General features: G+C 72.7%; 12 protein-coding genes. 9 read left to right on the top strand and 3 right to left on the bottom strand.

What is annotated here, in order from left to right:
* Positions 1–53: 53 nt before the first annotated feature.
* The gene (locus B5Y66_RS17060) at positions 54–995 is read right to left on the bottom strand and encodes an alpha/beta hydrolase family esterase (protein ID WP_079575742.1); all 942 of its coding nucleotides are present in this window, start codon (positions 993–995) and stop codon (positions 54–56) included.
* 67 nt (positions 996–1,062) lie between these two features.
* Here B5Y66_RS17060 and B5Y66_RS17055 point away from each other — a divergent pair, with 67 nt between their 5' ends.
* Positions 1,063–1,461 carry a hypothetical protein gene (locus tag B5Y66_RS17055; RefSeq protein WP_079575740.1) on the top strand — a complete coding sequence of 133 codons (399 nt, stop codon included), beginning with the start codon at positions 1,063–1,065 and terminating at the stop codon, positions 1,459–1,461.
* Positions 1,462–1,626: 165 nt separating this feature from the next.
* Here B5Y66_RS17055 and B5Y66_RS17050 read toward each other — a convergent pair whose 3' ends face one another.
* The gene (locus B5Y66_RS17050; RefSeq protein ID WP_079575738.1) at positions 1,627–3,858 is read right to left on the bottom strand and encodes an NADP-dependent isocitrate dehydrogenase; all 2,232 of its coding nucleotides are present in this window, start codon (positions 3,856–3,858) and stop codon (positions 1,627–1,629) included.
* A gap of 167 nt (positions 3,859–4,025) precedes the next feature.
* Between B5Y66_RS17050 and B5Y66_RS17045 the strand changes: the two genes are divergently transcribed.
* Positions 4,026–5,516: an RNB domain-containing ribonuclease gene (locus B5Y66_RS17045; protein WP_079575736.1), complete on the top strand. Its 1,491-nt coding sequence runs from the start codon at positions 4,026–4,028 to the stop codon at positions 5,514–5,516.
* 47 nt (positions 5,517–5,563) lie between these two features.
* On the opposite strand, the gene B5Y66_RS17040 is transcribed toward B5Y66_RS17045, so the two are convergent.
* Positions 5,564–6,001, bottom strand: a complete 438-nt coding sequence (locus B5Y66_RS17040) for a YybH family protein (RefSeq protein ID WP_079575734.1) — start codon at positions 5,999–6,001, stop codon at positions 5,564–5,566.
* 287 nt (positions 6,002–6,288) lie between these two features.
* Between B5Y66_RS17040 and B5Y66_RS17035 the strand changes: the two genes are divergently transcribed.
* The 7 genes from B5Y66_RS17035 to B5Y66_RS17005 all read left to right on the top strand — a co-directional run bounded on the left by B5Y66_RS17035 (position 6,289) and on the right by B5Y66_RS17005 (position 15,484).
* Positions 6,289–8,037, top strand: coding sequence for an ABC transporter substrate-binding protein (locus B5Y66_RS17035; protein WP_079575732.1), 1,749 nt, complete (start codon positions 6,289–6,291; stop codon positions 8,035–8,037).
* Positions 8,038–8,164: 127 nt separating this feature from the next.
* Positions 8,165–9,157 (top strand): ABC transporter permease, encoded by a 993-nt coding sequence (locus B5Y66_RS17030; protein WP_079576006.1) that lies wholly within the window; start codon positions 8,165–8,167, stop codon positions 9,155–9,157.
* Positions 9,150–10,157: an ABC transporter permease gene (locus B5Y66_RS17025; RefSeq protein ID WP_079575730.1), complete on the top strand. Its 1,008-nt coding sequence runs from the start codon at positions 9,150–9,152 to the stop codon at positions 10,155–10,157. The genes B5Y66_RS17030 and B5Y66_RS17025 overlap by 8 nt, the downstream gene beginning before the upstream one ends.
* Positions 10,154–11,080, top strand: a complete 927-nt coding sequence (locus B5Y66_RS17020; protein ID WP_079575728.1) for an ABC transporter ATP-binding protein — start codon at positions 10,154–10,156, stop codon at positions 11,078–11,080. The genes B5Y66_RS17025 and B5Y66_RS17020 overlap by 4 nt, the downstream gene beginning before the upstream one ends.
* Entirely contained in the window at positions 11,077–11,901 is an 825-nt protein-coding gene (locus B5Y66_RS17015; RefSeq protein ID WP_079575726.1) for an ABC transporter ATP-binding protein, read from the top strand. Before B5Y66_RS17020 ends, B5Y66_RS17015 begins: the two co-directional genes overlap by 4 nt.
* A 148-nt stretch (positions 11,902–12,049) precedes the next feature.
* Positions 12,050–12,424 (top strand): sterol carrier family protein, encoded by a 375-nt coding sequence (locus tag B5Y66_RS17010; protein WP_079575724.1) that lies wholly within the window; start codon positions 12,050–12,052, stop codon positions 12,422–12,424.
* A gap of 249 nt (positions 12,425–12,673) precedes the next feature.
* On the top strand, positions 12,674–15,484 hold the full coding sequence (locus B5Y66_RS17005; protein ID WP_079575722.1) for an ExeM/NucH family extracellular endonuclease: 2,811 nt from the start codon (positions 12,674–12,676) through the stop codon (positions 15,482–15,484).
* Positions 15,485–15,521 lie beyond the last annotated feature (37 nt).

Raw genomic sequence — 15,521 nt, 5'->3', positions numbered from 1 at the left:
GCGGTCCGCCAGCAAGGCCAGGCGAACCTCGGTCCGCAGCCCGCCCGGCCTGCTCAGCGCCCGCCGGTGACGACGTCGAGCACCGCCGCCGCGAACGCCGCGCCGAGCGTGGGGGCATGGTCCGCTCCCTGGATCGACCACAGCTCGACCGAGGCACCGCCCTTGCAGCGCGTCCAGGTCGTCACGTCGGTCTCGGCGCCGGGGAGCGCGGTGTCGAGGTCGCGATCGTGGTCGCCGGGGGTGGAGGCGGGCGTCGTCGCGCAGCCGTCGAGGCGGGCCCAGGCGGCCGCGGACTCCGCCGCCGAGGGGTAGGCGTGCCCGTCGCGGAGCCCGCCGTCCGCGCGGATGACGGGGTCGTCGGTGCCGTGCGCCTGCACGACGGTCACCGGGCGCGAGGGACGGCAGGCGCCGTCGTCCGCCGGCGTCGCGCCCGCGACCGACACCGCGACGGACAACAGGGCGGCGTGGTCGCACGCCGTGCGGTAGGCCATGAACCCGCCGTTCGAGTACCCGACCACCGCGACACGGTCGGGGTCGACGGCGTAGGTGGCCGCGAGCGTGCGGATCACGAGCGCGAGGAAGGCGGAGTCGTCGACGCCCGCCCGGTCGACGCCGCAGCAGGCGTCGCCGGCGTTCCAGAACCGGCGTCCGTCGGGGCCCACGGTGCCTTCGGGGAGGGCGTAGAGCGCGCCGCGCGCCATGGCCTCCTCGCGCAACCCCAGCGTCGCGTCCACGCGCGCGGCGTCGGAGCCGAAGCCGTGCAGGACGACGAGCAACGGGGCCGGGCGGGCGGGGTCGTACGCGGGCGGCACCTGGACCTCGACGGGCCGCCCGCCGACGTCGACGACACCGTCGGCACCGGCAGGCATCGCCTCGGCTGCCGCGAGCACCAGCGGCTGCTCGGCGGCCTGCGGGGGCACCCGGGAACCGCAGGCGGCGAGGAGCAGCACGACCAGCGCGGCGATCGTCGTCAGGAGAGGGCGGGGCGCCGGCATGCCGTTGATTGTCGCGTGCGCGACGCGTCCGGCATAGGCTGAAAAAGGGTGCGGAGGTGGTGCTCCGGTGACGTGGCAGCTGGCGTTCGTCACGGCGTCGTTCGTGCTGGTCGCGGCGGCCGCCGTCCGGTCGTGGCTGCACTCGCGCTCGCACCACCAGGCCGTGGCGCGACGGTCCCGCCGGCGCCACCCGCCTGCCGCCGACCCGCTCCTCACGCTCACCGTCCAGGTGCGGCTGGGGGAACTCGCGCGCGAGCTGCGCGCCATCGACGACGACCGCCAGGTGTACGCCCGCGCCCACCACGCCCGCGCCGCGCAGGAGGCCTACGACGCGCTGCTGCGCGAGGCGTGCCGTCTCGCCGGGCTCGGCGTCGTGGACCTGCCGACGCGCGCCGGCGAGCAGGCCGAGTCCGCCGAGCGGCTGCGCGAGGAGCTGGAGCTCAGCTCCCGCGGCTGGTCCTGGTGATCCGCGAGGTAGTCCGAAGATTGGCGAGGTAGTTCAAAATCGCCGAGGTAGTTCGCGCCGGCAGGGCGGCACGAGCCACCTGCCGGACGGCGAACTACCTCGGCGATCCTCGGACTACCTCGCGGGGTCCGGGACTACCTCGGCGATCTTCGGACTACCTCGGCGTCAGAGGGACTCGAGCGCCGTGTTGAACGTGGCGGACGGGCGCATCACCGCGGCAGCCTTGGTGGCGTCGGGGCGGTAGTAGCCGCCGACGTCGGCCGGCGAGCCCTGCACGCCCACGAGCTCGTCGACGATCGTCGCCTCCTGCTCGGCGAGGGACGCGGCCAGCGGGCCGAACGCGGCGGCCAGCTCGGCGTCGTCCGACTGCGCGGCGAGCTCCTGCGCCCAGTACAGGGCCAGGTAGAAGTGCGAGCCGCGGTTGTCGATGCCGCCCACGCGGCGCGTCGGGGACTTGTCCTGGTCGAGGAACGTGCCCGTGGCGCGGTCGAGGGTGTCCGCGAGCACCTGGGCGCGCGCGTTGTCCGTGACGGTGGCCAGGTGCTCGAACGACGCGGCGAGCGCGAAGAACTCGCCGAGCGAGTCCCAGCGCAGGTAGTTCTCCGCGAGGAGCTGCTGCACGTGCTTCGGGGCGGAGCCGCCTGCGCCGGTCTCGAAGAGCCCGCCGCCGTTCATCAGCGGCACGACGGACAGCATCTTGGCGGACGTGCCCAGCTCGAGGATGGGGAACAGGTCCGTGTTGTAGTCGCGCAGCACGTTGCCCGTCACCGAGATGGTGTCCAGGCCCTGGCGGATCCGCGCGAGCGAGAACGCGGTCGCCTCGGCCGGCGCCATCACGTGGATGTCGAGGCCGTCGGTGTCGTGGTCGCCCAGGTACTCCTCGACCTTGGCGATGAGCTGCGCGTCGTGCGCGCGCTGCGCGTCGAGCCAGAATACGGCGGGGGAGCCGGTGGCGCGGGCGCGGTTGACCGCGAGCTTGACCCAGTCGCGGATCGCGACGTCCTTGGTGGTGCAGGCACGCCACACGTCGCCGGCCTGCACGTCGTGGCTCAGCAGCACGTCGCCCGCCGCGTTCACGACCTCGACGGTGCCGTCGGCCGGGATCTCGAACGTCTTGTCGTGCGAGCCGTACTCCTCGGCCTTCTTGGCCATGAGGCCCACGTTGGGCACGGAGCCCATCGTGGCCGGGTCGAGGGCGCCGTGCGCGCGGCAGTCGTCGATGACGGTCTGGTACACGCCGGCGTACGACGAGTCGGGGATGACGGCGAGCGTGTCGTGCTCCTTGCCGTCGGGGCCCCACATGTGGCCGCCGCCGCGGATCATCGCGGGCATGGACGCGTCGATGATGACGTCCGACGGCACGTGCAGGTTCGTGATGCCGCGGTCGGAGTCGACCATGGCGAGCGCCGGTCCGTCGGCCAGGCCCTGCTCGACGGCGGCCTTGATCGCCGCGCCGTCGGGCAGCGTGTCGACGGCGGCGAGGAGCCCGCCGAGGCCGTCGTTGGGGGAGATGCCCGCGGCCTTGAGCTGGTCGCCGTACTGCTCGAACAGGGCCGGGAAGAAGGCCTGGACGACGTGGCCGAAGATGATGGGGTCGGAGACCTTCATCATCGTGGCCTTGAGGTGCGCGGAGAACAGCACGCCCTCTGCCTTGGCGCGGGCGACCTGCTCGGCGAGGAAGGTGTTCAGCGCGGCGACGGACATGAAGGTCGCGTCGACGACCTCGCCCTCCTCGACCTTGAGGCCCTCCTTGAGGACGGTCGTGCCGGCCGGGGTGACGAGGCGGATCGTCAGGGTGTCGTCGCCGGGGATCACGACGGACTTCTCGTGGGAGAAGAAGTCGCCGGAGCCCATCGTCGCGACGCTCGTCTTCGAGTCGGCCGACCACGCGCCCATGCGGTGGGGGTGCGCCTTGGCGTAGTTCTTCACCGAGGCGGGCGCGCGGCGGTCCGAGTTGCCCTCGCGCAGCACCGGGTTCACGGCCGAGCCCTTGACCTTGTCGTAGCGGGCGCGGATGTCCTTGTCGGCGTCGGCCTGCGGGTCCTCGGGGTAGTCCGGGACGTCGTAGCCCTGGCCCTGCAGCTCGGCGATCGCGGCCTTGAGCTGCGGCTGGGAGGCCGAGATGTTCGGCAGCTTGATGATGTTGGCCTCGGGCGTGGTGGCCAGCGCGCCCAGCTCGGCGAGGGCGTCGCCGATGCGCTGGTCGTCGCTCAGACGCTCCGGGAACTGGGCGAGGATGCGACCGGCCAGGGAGATGTCGCGCGTCTCGAGCTTGACCCCGGCCTGGGCGGCGTACGCCTCGACGATCGGGAGGAACGAGTACGTCGCGAGCAGCGGCGCCTCGTCGGTGTGCGTGTAGATGATCGTGGCGGCCTCGGGCCGGGACTCGGTGGTCATGCGGCGTTGCTCCCTAGGCAGGGCAGTGGTGGACGAGAGATTGTTTGACATCAAGATATCTGGCCGTGGCGGAGCCTGTCGAAAACGCGACGCACGTCATACCGGCCGTCGCCCGCAGGCCTCCCGCTCGGCGAGCGGCCCGCGCGCCTCGCGGCTACGGTCGAGCGGTGCCGACGCGTCAGCTCCATCTCGCCCAGGCGGGCCCGGCCGAGGTCGCCGACGCCCTGGCCGCGCTCCGCGCCGAGGTCCGCCTGCCCGCGATGTTCCCCGTCGAGGTCCGCGAGGAGGCGGAGAAGTCCGCCGCGGATGGCGGGCACGGTGCCGTCGAGGGCGCCCAGGTTCGCCAGGACCGCCGCGACGTCGAGCTCGTGACCATCGACCCGCCCGGTTCGATGGACCTCGACCAGGCGGTGCACGTCGCGTCGTCGGGCCGGGGCTACATCGTGCGGTACGCCATCGCGGACGTCGCCGAGTTCGTCCGGCCGGGCGGCGGCCTCGACGCCGAGACGCACCGTCGTGGCACCACCGTCTACGGGCCGGACGTGCGCACGCCCCTGCACCCGGCCGTCCTGTCCGAGGGCGCCGCTAGCTTGCTGCCCGACGAGGACCGGCCCGCCGTCCTGTGGACCATCGGGCTGGACGCCGACGGCGAGATCACGAGCAGCTCCGTGACCCGCGCGACCGTGCGCTCCCGCGACCGGCTCACCTACGGCGAGGTCCAGGCCCAGCTCGATGCGGGCGCGGCGTCGGACTCCTTGTCCCTGCTGGCCGACGTCGGCCGGCTGCGGCAGGCGCGCGAGCGCGATCGCGGCGGCGTGTCGCTGGAGGTCCCCGAGCAGGAGATCGTCCCGCAGGCCGACGGGTCGTTCTCCCTGGAGCTGCGGCGCACGCTGCCTGTCGAGGGCTGGAACGCGCAGATCTCGCTGCTCACCGGGATTGCCGCGGCGGCGATGATGCGCGAGGCGGGCGTGGGGCTGCTGCGCACGCTGCCCCCGGCGGACGACCGCGACGTCGCGCGGCTGCGGCGGACGGCCGTGGCGCTCGGCATCGACTGGCCGGACGACCTCTCGTACGCGCAGCTCGTCCCCACCCTGGAGTCGCGGCGGCCCGCGCACGCGGCGTTCCTCGCCGAGGCGACGACGCTCTTCCGCGGCGCCGGCTACCTGGCGTTCGGCGTGCCCGGGCCCGACGACGGCGCCCCCGTCGCCCTCCCTGACGACGCGCGGCACGCCGCGATCGGCGCGGAGTACGCCCACGTCACGGCGCCGCTGCGCCGGCTCGCCGACCGCTACGCCACGGAGGTGTGCCTCGCGCACGCCGCGGGCAAGGAGGCGCCCGCCTGGGTGACCGACGCATTGCCCGGGCTGCCCGGGACGATGGCGGCGGCATCGAGCACGGCGGGCGCGTTCGAGCGCGGCTGCGTCGACGTCGTCGAGGCGGCGCTGCTCGTGGGCCGCGAGGGGGAGACCTTCGACGGCGTCGTCGTCGACGTGCGCGACGGCGACAAGGACGGTGTCCGCCGCGGTGAGGTCATGCTGACGGCGCCCGCCGTGCGTGCCCGGCTCGAGGGGGCCGACCTCCCGCTCGGAGAACGCGTCCGCCCGACGCTGGCCGAGGCGTCCGTGGCCGACCGGCGGGTCCTCTTCACCTTGCGCTGACCCGTTCAGCCCCGCGGTCCGTGCCACGTGAGGTCGCGGGCTGCGGGTCAGGGCTCGAGGCCGGTCGCCGCGGCGCCGGTGCGCAGGTCCACGGGCAGGGACACCTGGTCGTGCGCGACCAGCCAGCGGTCGCCGTCGCGCCGGAGGCAGAAGGTGGCGCGCACCCACGTGCCGGGCGTCGTCGCGCCGCCGTGCAGGGCGCCGCTGAGCCGGCCGAACGCGTGCCCGTACGCGACGCGGTCGTCGACGGTGAGCGCGAGGTCGCGCAGCTCGTAGTCCAGGGTGTCGAAGGTCGCGAACACCGTGGTCCAGGTCGCCAGCTTCGACTCGACGCCGACGTGCTGCAACGGGGGCTCGACGTCGAACGACACGACGTCGGTGGCGTAGAGCGCGCGCAGCGCGCCGAGGTCCTTGGCGCGCAGGCCGTCGACGAGCGACGCGAGCAGCTGCCGGATCGCGGCCTCGTGGTCGTGGGGTGCGGTCATGGTGATCGGTCCCTCCGGGGGTCGGGTACGTCCGGGACGGCGGTCCCACCTGTCCGACGACCGCGGGGGCGCACCTGTGACGTGCCTGGTCCGGTCGGCGTCGAGGGCGTGCGGACGGGTAGGTCCGGTGCCCGTGGCGACCCAGGTGACGGTTTGATAACACTCCTGCCTTATAACGATTCATGCTCTAGCGGCCACCCCCGATCAATTCGTTAGGGTGCCTTCCCTACGGCCATTGCGGTACCACCCGCGGCGCGACGACGCGTCGCCTACCGGAAGGACCCACGATGAACCGACGTATCACGAGAGGCCGGTGGCTGATGGCGGCCGCCGCGCTCACGAGCGTGACCCTCCTGGCCGCCGGGTGCTCCGGTTCCGCCGGGGGCGACGAGGGCGGCGACGGCACCGGCGCCCCCGCCGCCGAGGGCGCTGCCACGGACCAGGAGCTCGTGGTCTGGGCTGGCACCCAGACCCCGATCACCCCCAACTTCAACCCCTACGCGGTGGGTGTGCTGCACCTCGCCAACGGCGGCATCTACGAGTCGCTGTTCGCCTACAACAAGCTGCAGGACGTGGACCCCACGCCGATGCTCGCCGAGTCGTTCGAGTGGAACGAGGACGGCACCGAGCTCACGGTGAGGCTCCGCGACGGCGTGACGTGGAACGACGGCGAGCCGTTCACCGCGGACGACGTCGTCTACTCGTTCACCAACGACACGGTCAAGCCGGCGTACCTCGACGACGCCGTCGCGAAGGACGGGTCCACCGTGGTGTTCTCGTTCGCCGAGCCGGCCTACGCGAACGAGTTCGCGATCCTGGGCAGCACGTACATCGTGCCGGAGCACGTGTTCTCCGAGCACGAGGCGGACGCCGGCGAGGACGCCGAGGGCAACGCGCTCACGGGTCTCGTCGCCTGGGACAACGCCGAGGCCCCCGTGGGCACCGGCCCGTACGTGCTCGACACGGCGTCGAACGCGGCCTACACCGCGAAGGCGAACCCCGACTACTGGGGCGGGGCACCGAAGGTGGCCTCGCTGCGGTACGTGGGCATCGACGCCAACCAGTCGGCGGAAGACCTGCTCACCACCGGGCAGATCGACTGGACCACGATGTTCGTGCCGGACCCCGAGCGCGTCACCTCCACCGGCGGCTTCGGGTACGTCAACACGCCGGTCGACCCAGTGGTGCTCTACACCTGCTCCAACACGGACCTCGGGTGCGAGGGCGCACAGACGGACGTCGCGGTCCGCCAGGCGCTCGACGCCGCGATCGACCGCTCGGCCATCACCGAGAAGGCGTTCGTCGGGCTCGCGAAGCCCATCTCGCCGACGTTCGCGCTGCTCGGGCGCGACGACAAGTGGATCGCCGACGGCATGCCGAAGGAGTCGCCGCAGAGCGCCGACGCCGCCGCGGCCGGGACGATCCTCGAGGAGGCCGGCTACACCAAGGACGCCGACGGCTTCTACGGCAAGGACGGCAAGCCGATCACCCTCACCCTCACCTCCGTCGACGGCTGGTCGGACTTCAACAACGCCGCCAAGCTCATCGAGGAGCAGGCCAAGGCCGCGGGCATCAAGCTCACCGCGTCCACCATCAGCTGGAACGAGTTCGCCGACGCCCGCGTCTCCGGCGAGTTCGAGCTGATCATGGGCGGCGTCGTCGGCACCTCGCTGGCCGACCCGTTCCAGATCTACCGCGAGTGGTTCACGGGCGACTACACCCAGAAGGTCGGCACCGCCCTCGAGCCGGGCGAGTGGAACATCTCCCGGTACGACGACGACGAGGTGAACGCCGCCGTCCAGGCCGCCTCCGAGACCAACGACGAGGCCGCCAAGAAGGAGGCCTACGCCACCGTCCAGGAGCACATCGTCGAGGACCTCCCGTACATCCCGATCGTCGTGAACGGCACGCAGACGTTCTTCAACACGACGAAGTTCACCGGCTGGCCCACGGAGGAGGACATGTACATGTTCCCGCCGTCGTGGCAGGGGCCGTCGTCGGGCGTCGTCCTCGGCAAGCTCGGCGGCGCCGAGTAGCCCGCACCCACCGGTGACCGGCGGGCTCCCGAGCCCGCCGGTCACCGGCACGACCCGCACGACGACGCCGCGACGCCACGACGAGGAGGAGCCGCATGCCCGCGACACCGAAGGGCGGCCCGACCCCATGAAGTTCTACGCCAGACGGATCGCCTTCTACGCCGTGACCCTGTGGGCCGCGATCTCCCTGAACTTCCTCATCCCGCGCATGCTGCCGGGCGACCCGTTCTCGATCCTCATGGCGAAGCTGCAGCGCGCCGGCGGCATCCCGGCGGGCACGGAGAACAGCATCCGGCTCCTGCTCGGGGCAGCCGAGGACCAGACCCTGTGGGAGCAGTACGTCACGTACTGGAAGAACGTCCTCACCGGGAACCTCGGCATCTCGGTGACCAACTTCCCCACACCCGTCACCGAGCTCATCGGCGACGCGATCCCGTGGACCCTCGGCCTGGTCGGCACGGCGACGGTCATCTCGTTCGTGCTCGGCATCGGGCTCGGCGCCCTCGCCGGCTGGAAGCGCGGCACCTGGGTGGACAGCCTCGTGCCCAGCACCACGATGCTGCAGTCGCTGCCCTACTTCTGGGTGGCCCTCGTGCTCATCTTCGTGTTCGCCGTGAGCCTCCAGTGGTTCCCGATCATCGGCGCCTACGACGTCTTCCACTTCAACGGGCCGGAGTGGAGCTGGGCCTTCGTCGGCTCCGTGCTCTACCACGCGTTCCTGCCGGCCGTGACGATCGTCATCTCGTCCGTCGGCGGCTGGCTGCTCGGGATGCGCAACATGATGGTCTCCACGCTGTCGGAGGACTACGTCACGACGGCGGAGGCCAAGGGCCTGCGGCCGCGCCGCGTGTTCACCACCTACGCGATGCGCAACGCCGCGCTGCCCTCGCTCGCCGGGTTCGGCGTCTCGCTCGGCTTCGTGGTCGCCGGCTCCCTCGTCATGGAGCAGGTGTTCACGTATCCCGGCGTCGGCAAGCTCATGATCACGGCCGTGCGCAACAACGACTACGCGCTCATGCAGGGCGTGTTCCTCGTCATCACTCTCGCGGTCCTCGCGGCGCTGTTCCTCATGGACCTCATCTACGGCTTCCTGGACCCGAGGACCCGCCACCATGACTGATACCGACACCACCACACCCGCGACGCCGTCCGGCACCACGCCGCCGGTCAAGCGGTCCGGCGTGCGCCAGATGATGCCCACCATGTCGGGCAAGCTCCTCGCCGGCCTCGTACTCATCGGCGCGATCCTGCTGTTCGCGATCGTCGGCCCGTTCGTCACGCAGGACCCGCGCAGCTCCGGCAACGACGCCCTGCTGCCGCCGCAGCCCGGTCACTGGCTGGGTACCACCAGCCTCGGCTACGACGTGCTCGCCCAGCTCGCCGAAGGCGCACGCGGCTCCCTGATCGTCGGCGTCTCGGCCGGCGTCGTCGCGATCGTCCTCGCGCTCCTGTTCGGCGTCGTCGCCGGGTACCTGCGCGGCTGGACCGACGAGGTGCTGTCGCTGGTCACCGGCATCATGCTCGTCATCCCGGGCCTGCCGCTGATGATCGTCGTCGCGAGCTACCTGCAGGTGCGCAGCCTCTGGGTCGTGGCGCTCATCCTCGGCGTCACCGCCTTCGCCGGGCCCGCCGTCGTGCTGCGCTCCCAGGCCAGGTCGCTGCGGGTGCGCGACTACGTCTCCGCGGCCCGCGTCGCCGGGGAGAAGACGGCGCGCATCATCGGGGTCGAGGTGCTGCCCAACCTGCTGCCCCTGCTCGCGTCGCAGTTCCTGTTCGCCATCGTGCTCGCCATCCTCGGCGAGGCCGGCCTGTCCTACCTGGGCCTGGGGCCCAACGGGTCGATCACCTGGGGCACGATGCTCAACGAGGCGCAGGGCGGCGGCGCGCTCACCCGCGGCGCCTGGTGGTGGTTCGTGCCGCCGGGCCTGATGATCGCCCTGTTCGGCACCGGCCTGTCCCTCGTGAACTTCGCCATCGACGAGATCGTCAACCCGAAGCTGCGCCTCGCGCCCGCCGCCGCCAAGAGCGTCCGCGAGGCGCGCAAGGCCGGCAGGGACAAGCTCGGCCGCCGTGCGACGGCTCAGACCGTCGCCGCCGCGAAGGAGAGGGTCGACGCATGACCGCCACCGCCACCCCCACCGGGCCGCTGTCGTCGCCGACGCACGCCACGCACGTGGCCCACCTCGAGCCGGTCCTCACCGCCCGGCACGTGTCCATCGAGTACGAGGTCGACCCGCCCGTCCGCGCCGTGGACGACGTCTCCCTGACGCTGCACCGCGGCGAGATCCTCGGCCTCGCCGGCGAGTCCGGCTGCGGCAAGACGACGCTCGCGTACGGCCTCAACCGGCTCCTCAAGCCGCCGGCCATCCTGCGCTCCGGCGAGGTGACCTTCCACGACGCGAACGGCTCCGACACCGACGTCGTCTCCCTGACCGGCGACGCGCTGCGCGCCTTCCGCTGGGACAAGGTCTCGATGGTCTTCCAGGGCGCGATGAACTCCCTGAACCCGGTGATCAGCGTGCGCAAGCAGCTCGGCGACGTGCTCACCACCCACCGGCCGCAGATGGGCAGGAAGGAGCGCGACGCGCGCTCCGCCGAGCTGCTCGAGCTGGTCGGCGTCGACCCGGGGCGGCTCGACAGCTTCGCACACGAGCTCTCCGGCGGCATGCGACAGCGCGTCATGATCGCCATGGCGATGGCGCTCAACCCGCAGGTCATGATCATGGACGAGCCGACGACGGCGCTCGACGTCGTCGTCCAGCGCGGCATCCTGCGCGAGATCATGCGCCTGCGCGAGCGGTTCAACTTCGCCGTCGTCTTCATCACCCACGACCTGCCGCTGCTGCTCGAGATCAGCGACCGCATCGCCGTCATGCGCACCGGCCGCATCGTCGAGCTCGACACGTCCGCGTCCATCTACGCGCGGGCCCAGCACCCGTACACGCGCCAGCTGCTGAACTCGTTCCCGAGCCTCACGGGCGACCGCGGCTCCTTCGTCCGCACCGGCGTCTCCCAGGACGCCCCCGATCAGGAGGCGTCATGACCAGCCTCGAGGTCCGCCACCTCGTCAAGGAGTTCAAGGTCCGCAAGGGCGCGCGCGGCGGCATCCTGCGCGCTGTGAACGACGTGTCGTTCACGCTCGAGCCCGGCAGGACGATCGCCCTTGTGGGGGAGTCCGGCTCCGGCAAGTCCACCGTGGCCCGCATGATCTCCCAGCTCGAGACGCCGACCAGCGGCGAGATCCTGCTCGACGACCGGCCCGTCGGCCGGCACGGCCGGGCCCTGTCGAGCTACCGGCACCAGGTGCAGATGGTGTTCCAGGACCCGTTCGCGTCGCTCAACCCGTACCACACGGTGGCGCACCACCTGGAGCGCCCGCTCAAGCTGCACGGCGTCGCGAGCGGCGACGGGCTCGAGCCCGCCGTCCACGACCTGCTGGAGCGCGTCAACCTCACCCCGCCCGAGCTCTACGCCGTCAAGCGCCCGCACGAGATGTCCGGCGGACAGCGCCAGCGCGTCGCCATCGCGCGCGCCCTCGCGCCCGGCGCGCGGTTCCTCGTCGCCGACGAGCCCGTGTCGATGCTCGACGTGTCGATCCGCCTCGGCGTGCTCAACCTCCTGGCCCGCCTGCAGCGGGAGGAGAACCTCGGCGTCCTGTACATCACCCACGACCTCGCCACCGCGCGGCACTTCAGCGACGAGATCCTCGTGATGTTCCGGGGGGACATCGTGGAGCGAGGGCCGTCCGACGACGTCATCCTGAACCCGCAGCACGAGTACACGAAGTCGCTGCTCGCCGCCGCTCCGGAGCCGTCCCGTCATGGGCGGCTGCGGGAAGAGGTGCGGGCTGAGCTGGCCTCGTAGGTTCTGCGGCGTCCGGTCGTGGTCGCGCGGGCCGAAGGAACCTCCGACCCGCGCTCGTCCCTCGTCTCGCGCGCCCTCGTCGGTCGAGCTCGTCGAGACCACGGTGCGACGTCGGCGGCCTGTGGGTGGGGAGGCTTAGGGTGCTGCCGTGCCTGCGCGACGACGGACGGATCCTGCTGCCGGGAGGGCGGCTGTGGCCGCGTGGTTGGGCGGGGACGCGTCGCGTCCCGTCGTGACCACCGCGGTGCGGTTCACGCTGGAGGAGCTGGCCGACGTCGCGCCCGGCAACTCCGTGGAGGTGCGGGTGCCGCCTGCGGGCGCGGTGCAGGCCGTGGCGGGGCCGCGGCACACGCGGGGGACGCCGCCCAACGTGGTGGAGACCGACGTCGAGACCTGGCTGGCGCTCGCCACCGGCCGCCTGACGTGGGACGACGCCCTCGGTTCCGGGCGGGTGAGCGCCTCCGGTGAGCGGGCCGACCTGTCCGGGCTGCTGCCGCTCCAGGCCGCGCGCCCGCGCCCCTGACCTGCGAGGTAGTCCGGATCCCGGCGAGGTAGTCCAGACCCCGCGAGGTAGTCCAGACCCCGCCGAGGTAGTTCGCGTCGCGAGGTCGTGCGTGCGGCGCGCGCGCACCGCACGGTTCCGCTACGTTCGGCGGCACCGGGCAGACACCCGCGGTCGGTGGACGACGACGTCCGGTGACCTGGGGTTCAACCGCGGTTCACGCGGGTCTGCTGAGGTGACGTCACCCACGTCCGCCGCGAAGGAGCCACCGTGAGCCCTACCCGCCCCACCCGTCACCGAGGACCGCTCGCGGCCGCCACCGCTGCCGCGCTCGTCCTCCCCGTCGGCGCGGCCCTCGCCGCCCCGGCGTCGGCCGCCGTCTCGCCCGGTGCACCCGTCGTCATCGACGAGATGTACGGAGGCGGCGGCAACAGCGGCGCCGCGTTCAACCAGGACTTCGTCGAGCTGCACAACCCGACGGACCAGCCGGTGTCCCTCGAGGGCTGGTCGGTGCAGTACGCGTCCGCCACCGGCACCTGGGCCAACGGGGCGCAGACGAACCTGTCGGGCGAGATCCCCGCGGGCGGTGCGTTCCTGGTCGCGGAGGCCACCGGCAGCAACACGTCGCTGCCCGCGCTGCCGGCCCCCGACGTCACCGGGACCATCGCGATGTCCGGCACCGGGGCCAAGGTCGCGCTGGTCCGCTCGACCGACCGGCTCGCCTGCGCGGGGGCCGACTGCGCGGCGGCCGAGGCCGTCGTCGACCTCGTGGGCTGGGGCGTCTCCGCCAACGCCTTCGCGGGCTCCGGGCCGGCGCCCGCCACCACCAACGCGACGTCGGTCGCGCGCCGCGACCACGCGCACTCCGCCGACAACGCCGCGGACTTCGCCGCCGGCACGCCGACGCCGACGGCGAGCGGCACCGACCCCGGCACGGACCCCGGGCCCGCCGAGGACGCGACGATCGCGGAGATCCAGGGCACCGGCGCGACGTCCCCGCTGGTGGGGAAGGCCGTGACGACCACCGGCGTCGTGACCGCCACCTATCCGACGGGCGGCTTCGACGGTCTCTACCTGCAGACCGCCGGCACCGGCGGCGACCCCGCCGACGACGCGACGCCCGGTGCCTCGGACGCCGTCTTCGTCTACTCCCGGGCCGCGGCCGCCGAGCTCGAGGTCGGCGACCACGTCGAGGTCACCGGCGAGGTCAGCGAGCACGAAGGGCTCACCGAGGTCACCGCCGACACGTGGGCCGTGCTCGACGAGCCCGGGTCGGTCGAGCCGCTGGCCACGACCTGGCCCGCGACGGACGCCGAGCGGGAGGCCCTCGAGGGCGTGCTGCTGGCCCCCCAGGGCGACTTCACCGTCACCGACAACTACGACACGAACTTCTACGCCACGATCGGGCTGGCCGCCGGCGGATCGCCCCTGGTCCAGCCGACGTCGGTCGGTCGGCCGGGCTCGGTCGAGGCGAAGGAGCAGGCCGAGGACAACGCGGCCCGCGCCGTGCTGCTGGACGACGGCGCGTCGACGAACTACGGCTCGGCCGCGAACTCGTCCCAGCCGCTGCCGTGGCTGACCGGCGGCGACCCCGTCCGGGTCGGTGCCGCGGTGACCTTCACGCGTCCGGTCGTCCTCGACTACCGCTTCGACGCGTGGGGCCTGCAGCCCCAGCACCGGCTGACGCCCGACGTCGCCGACGCCGTGCAGCCCGCCGTGTTCGAGGACACGCGCGAGGCCGCGCCCGAGGAGGTCGGGGGCACGCTGCAGGTGGGCACGTTCAACGTGCTCAACTACTTCACCACCACCGGCGACCAGCTCACCGGCTGCCGGTACTACACCGACCGCGCCGGGGACCCGGTGACGGTGCGCGACGGGTGCGACGCCCGCGGCGCCGCCGAGGCCGAGGACCTCGAGCGTCAGCAGACCAAGATCGTCGCCGCGATCTCCGCCCTCGGGGCCGACGTCGTCGGGCTCGAGGAGATCGAGAACTCCGCGGCGTTCGGCAAGGACCGGGACCAGGCGCTGTCCGACCTGGTCGACGCGCTGAACGCGCACGACGGCGCGGGCACCTGGGCGTTCGTCGCGTCGCCGGCGGACCTGCCGGGAAGCGAGGACGTGATCCGCACCGCGTTCGTCTACCGCACGGCCGGCGCCGAGCCGGTCGGGTCGTCGCGGATCCTCGACGACCCGGAGGCGTTCGGCAACGCTCGCCAGCCGCTCGCGCAGGTGTTCCAGCCGGCCGGTGGGGTGGACGCCGACCCGGGCGACGACGTCGTGGTGGTCACCAACCACTTCAAGTCCAAGGGGTCGGCCGGCCCGTGGCCGGGGGACGAGGACACCGGCGACGGCCAGGGCGCGTCCAACGAGTCGCGCGTGCGGCAGGCGACCGCGCTGGTCTCGTTCGCGGACGACGTCGCCGCCGACGCCGGCACGGACGCCGTGCTGCTCGTGGGCGACCTCAACTCCTACGAGCAGGAGGACCCGGTCGTCGTGCTCACGGATGCGGGCTACACGGACCTCGGGCCGACCACCGGGGAGTACACCTACGCGTTCGACGGCGCGGTCGGCTCGCTCGACCACGCGCTCGCCTCGTCGGGGCTGATCGACCGGGTGACCGGCACGGACATCTGGAACGTCAACGCGTACGAGCCGGTGGCGGGCGAGTACAGCCGGTACAACTACAACGCGACGATCCTCTACGACGAGTCGCCGTTCCGGTCGTCGGACCACGACCCGATCCTCGTCGGGCTCGACCTCGCGCCGTCCGCCCCCGCATGGGGCGCGAAGGCCACCTACGGCAAGGGCGATCGCGTGTCCTTCGAGGGCAGGCTGTTCGAGGCGCTGTGGTGGTCGCGCGGCGACCGCCCCGGGGCGTCGGCGTACGGGCCGTGGGCCGAGGTCGGCGCGCCCGTCGTGACGTCCGCGGGGACGTTCCCGGCATGGACCGGGACCTGGGTCTACGGCAAGGGCGACGTCGTCGTCCACGACGGGCACCGCTGGCAGGCGCAGTGGTACTCCCGGCACGACGAGCCCGGCACGACGCGGTGGGGTCCCTGGAAGGACCTCGGCGCCGCCTGAGCCGGTCGGAGGACGGGCCGGTCGGGACCACCGCTGG

The sequence above is a fragment of the Krasilnikoviella flava genome (assembly GCF_900167525.1).
Taxonomy (GTDB): domain Bacteria; phylum Actinomycetota; class Actinomycetes; order Actinomycetales; family Cellulomonadaceae; genus Isoptericola; species Isoptericola flavus.
Note: the sequence above shows the minus strand (reverse complement) of the source record. Positions and strands in the feature narration are given on the sequence as shown.

Bases quoted from the DNA above. Each gene is read 5' to 3' on its own strand.
- B5Y66_RS17060 (WP_079575742.1), bottom strand. From the start codon at position 995: ATGCCGGCGCCCCGCCCTCTCCTGACGACGATCGCCGCGCTGGTCGTG.
- B5Y66_RS17050 (WP_079575738.1), bottom strand. From the start codon at position 3,858: ATGACCACCGAGTCCCGGCCCGAGGCCGCCACGATCATCTACACGCAC.
- B5Y66_RS17040 (WP_079575734.1), bottom strand. From the start codon at position 6,001: ATGACCGCACCCCACGACCACGAGGCCGCGATCCGGCAGCTGCTCGCG.
- B5Y66_RS17035 (WP_079575732.1), top strand. From the start codon at position 6,289: ATGAACCGACGTATCACGAGAGGCCGGTGGCTGATGGCGGCCGCCGCG.
- B5Y66_RS17030 (WP_079576006.1), top strand. From the start codon at position 8,165: ATGAAGTTCTACGCCAGACGGATCGCCTTCTACGCCGTGACCCTGTGG.
- B5Y66_RS17025 (WP_079575730.1), top strand. From the start codon at position 9,150: ATGACTGATACCGACACCACCACACCCGCGACGCCGTCCGGCACCACG.
- B5Y66_RS17020 (WP_079575728.1), top strand. From the start codon at position 10,154: ATGACCGCCACCGCCACCCCCACCGGGCCGCTGTCGTCGCCGACGCAC.
- B5Y66_RS17015 (WP_079575726.1), top strand. From the start codon at position 11,077: ATGACCAGCCTCGAGGTCCGCCACCTCGTCAAGGAGTTCAAGGTCCGC.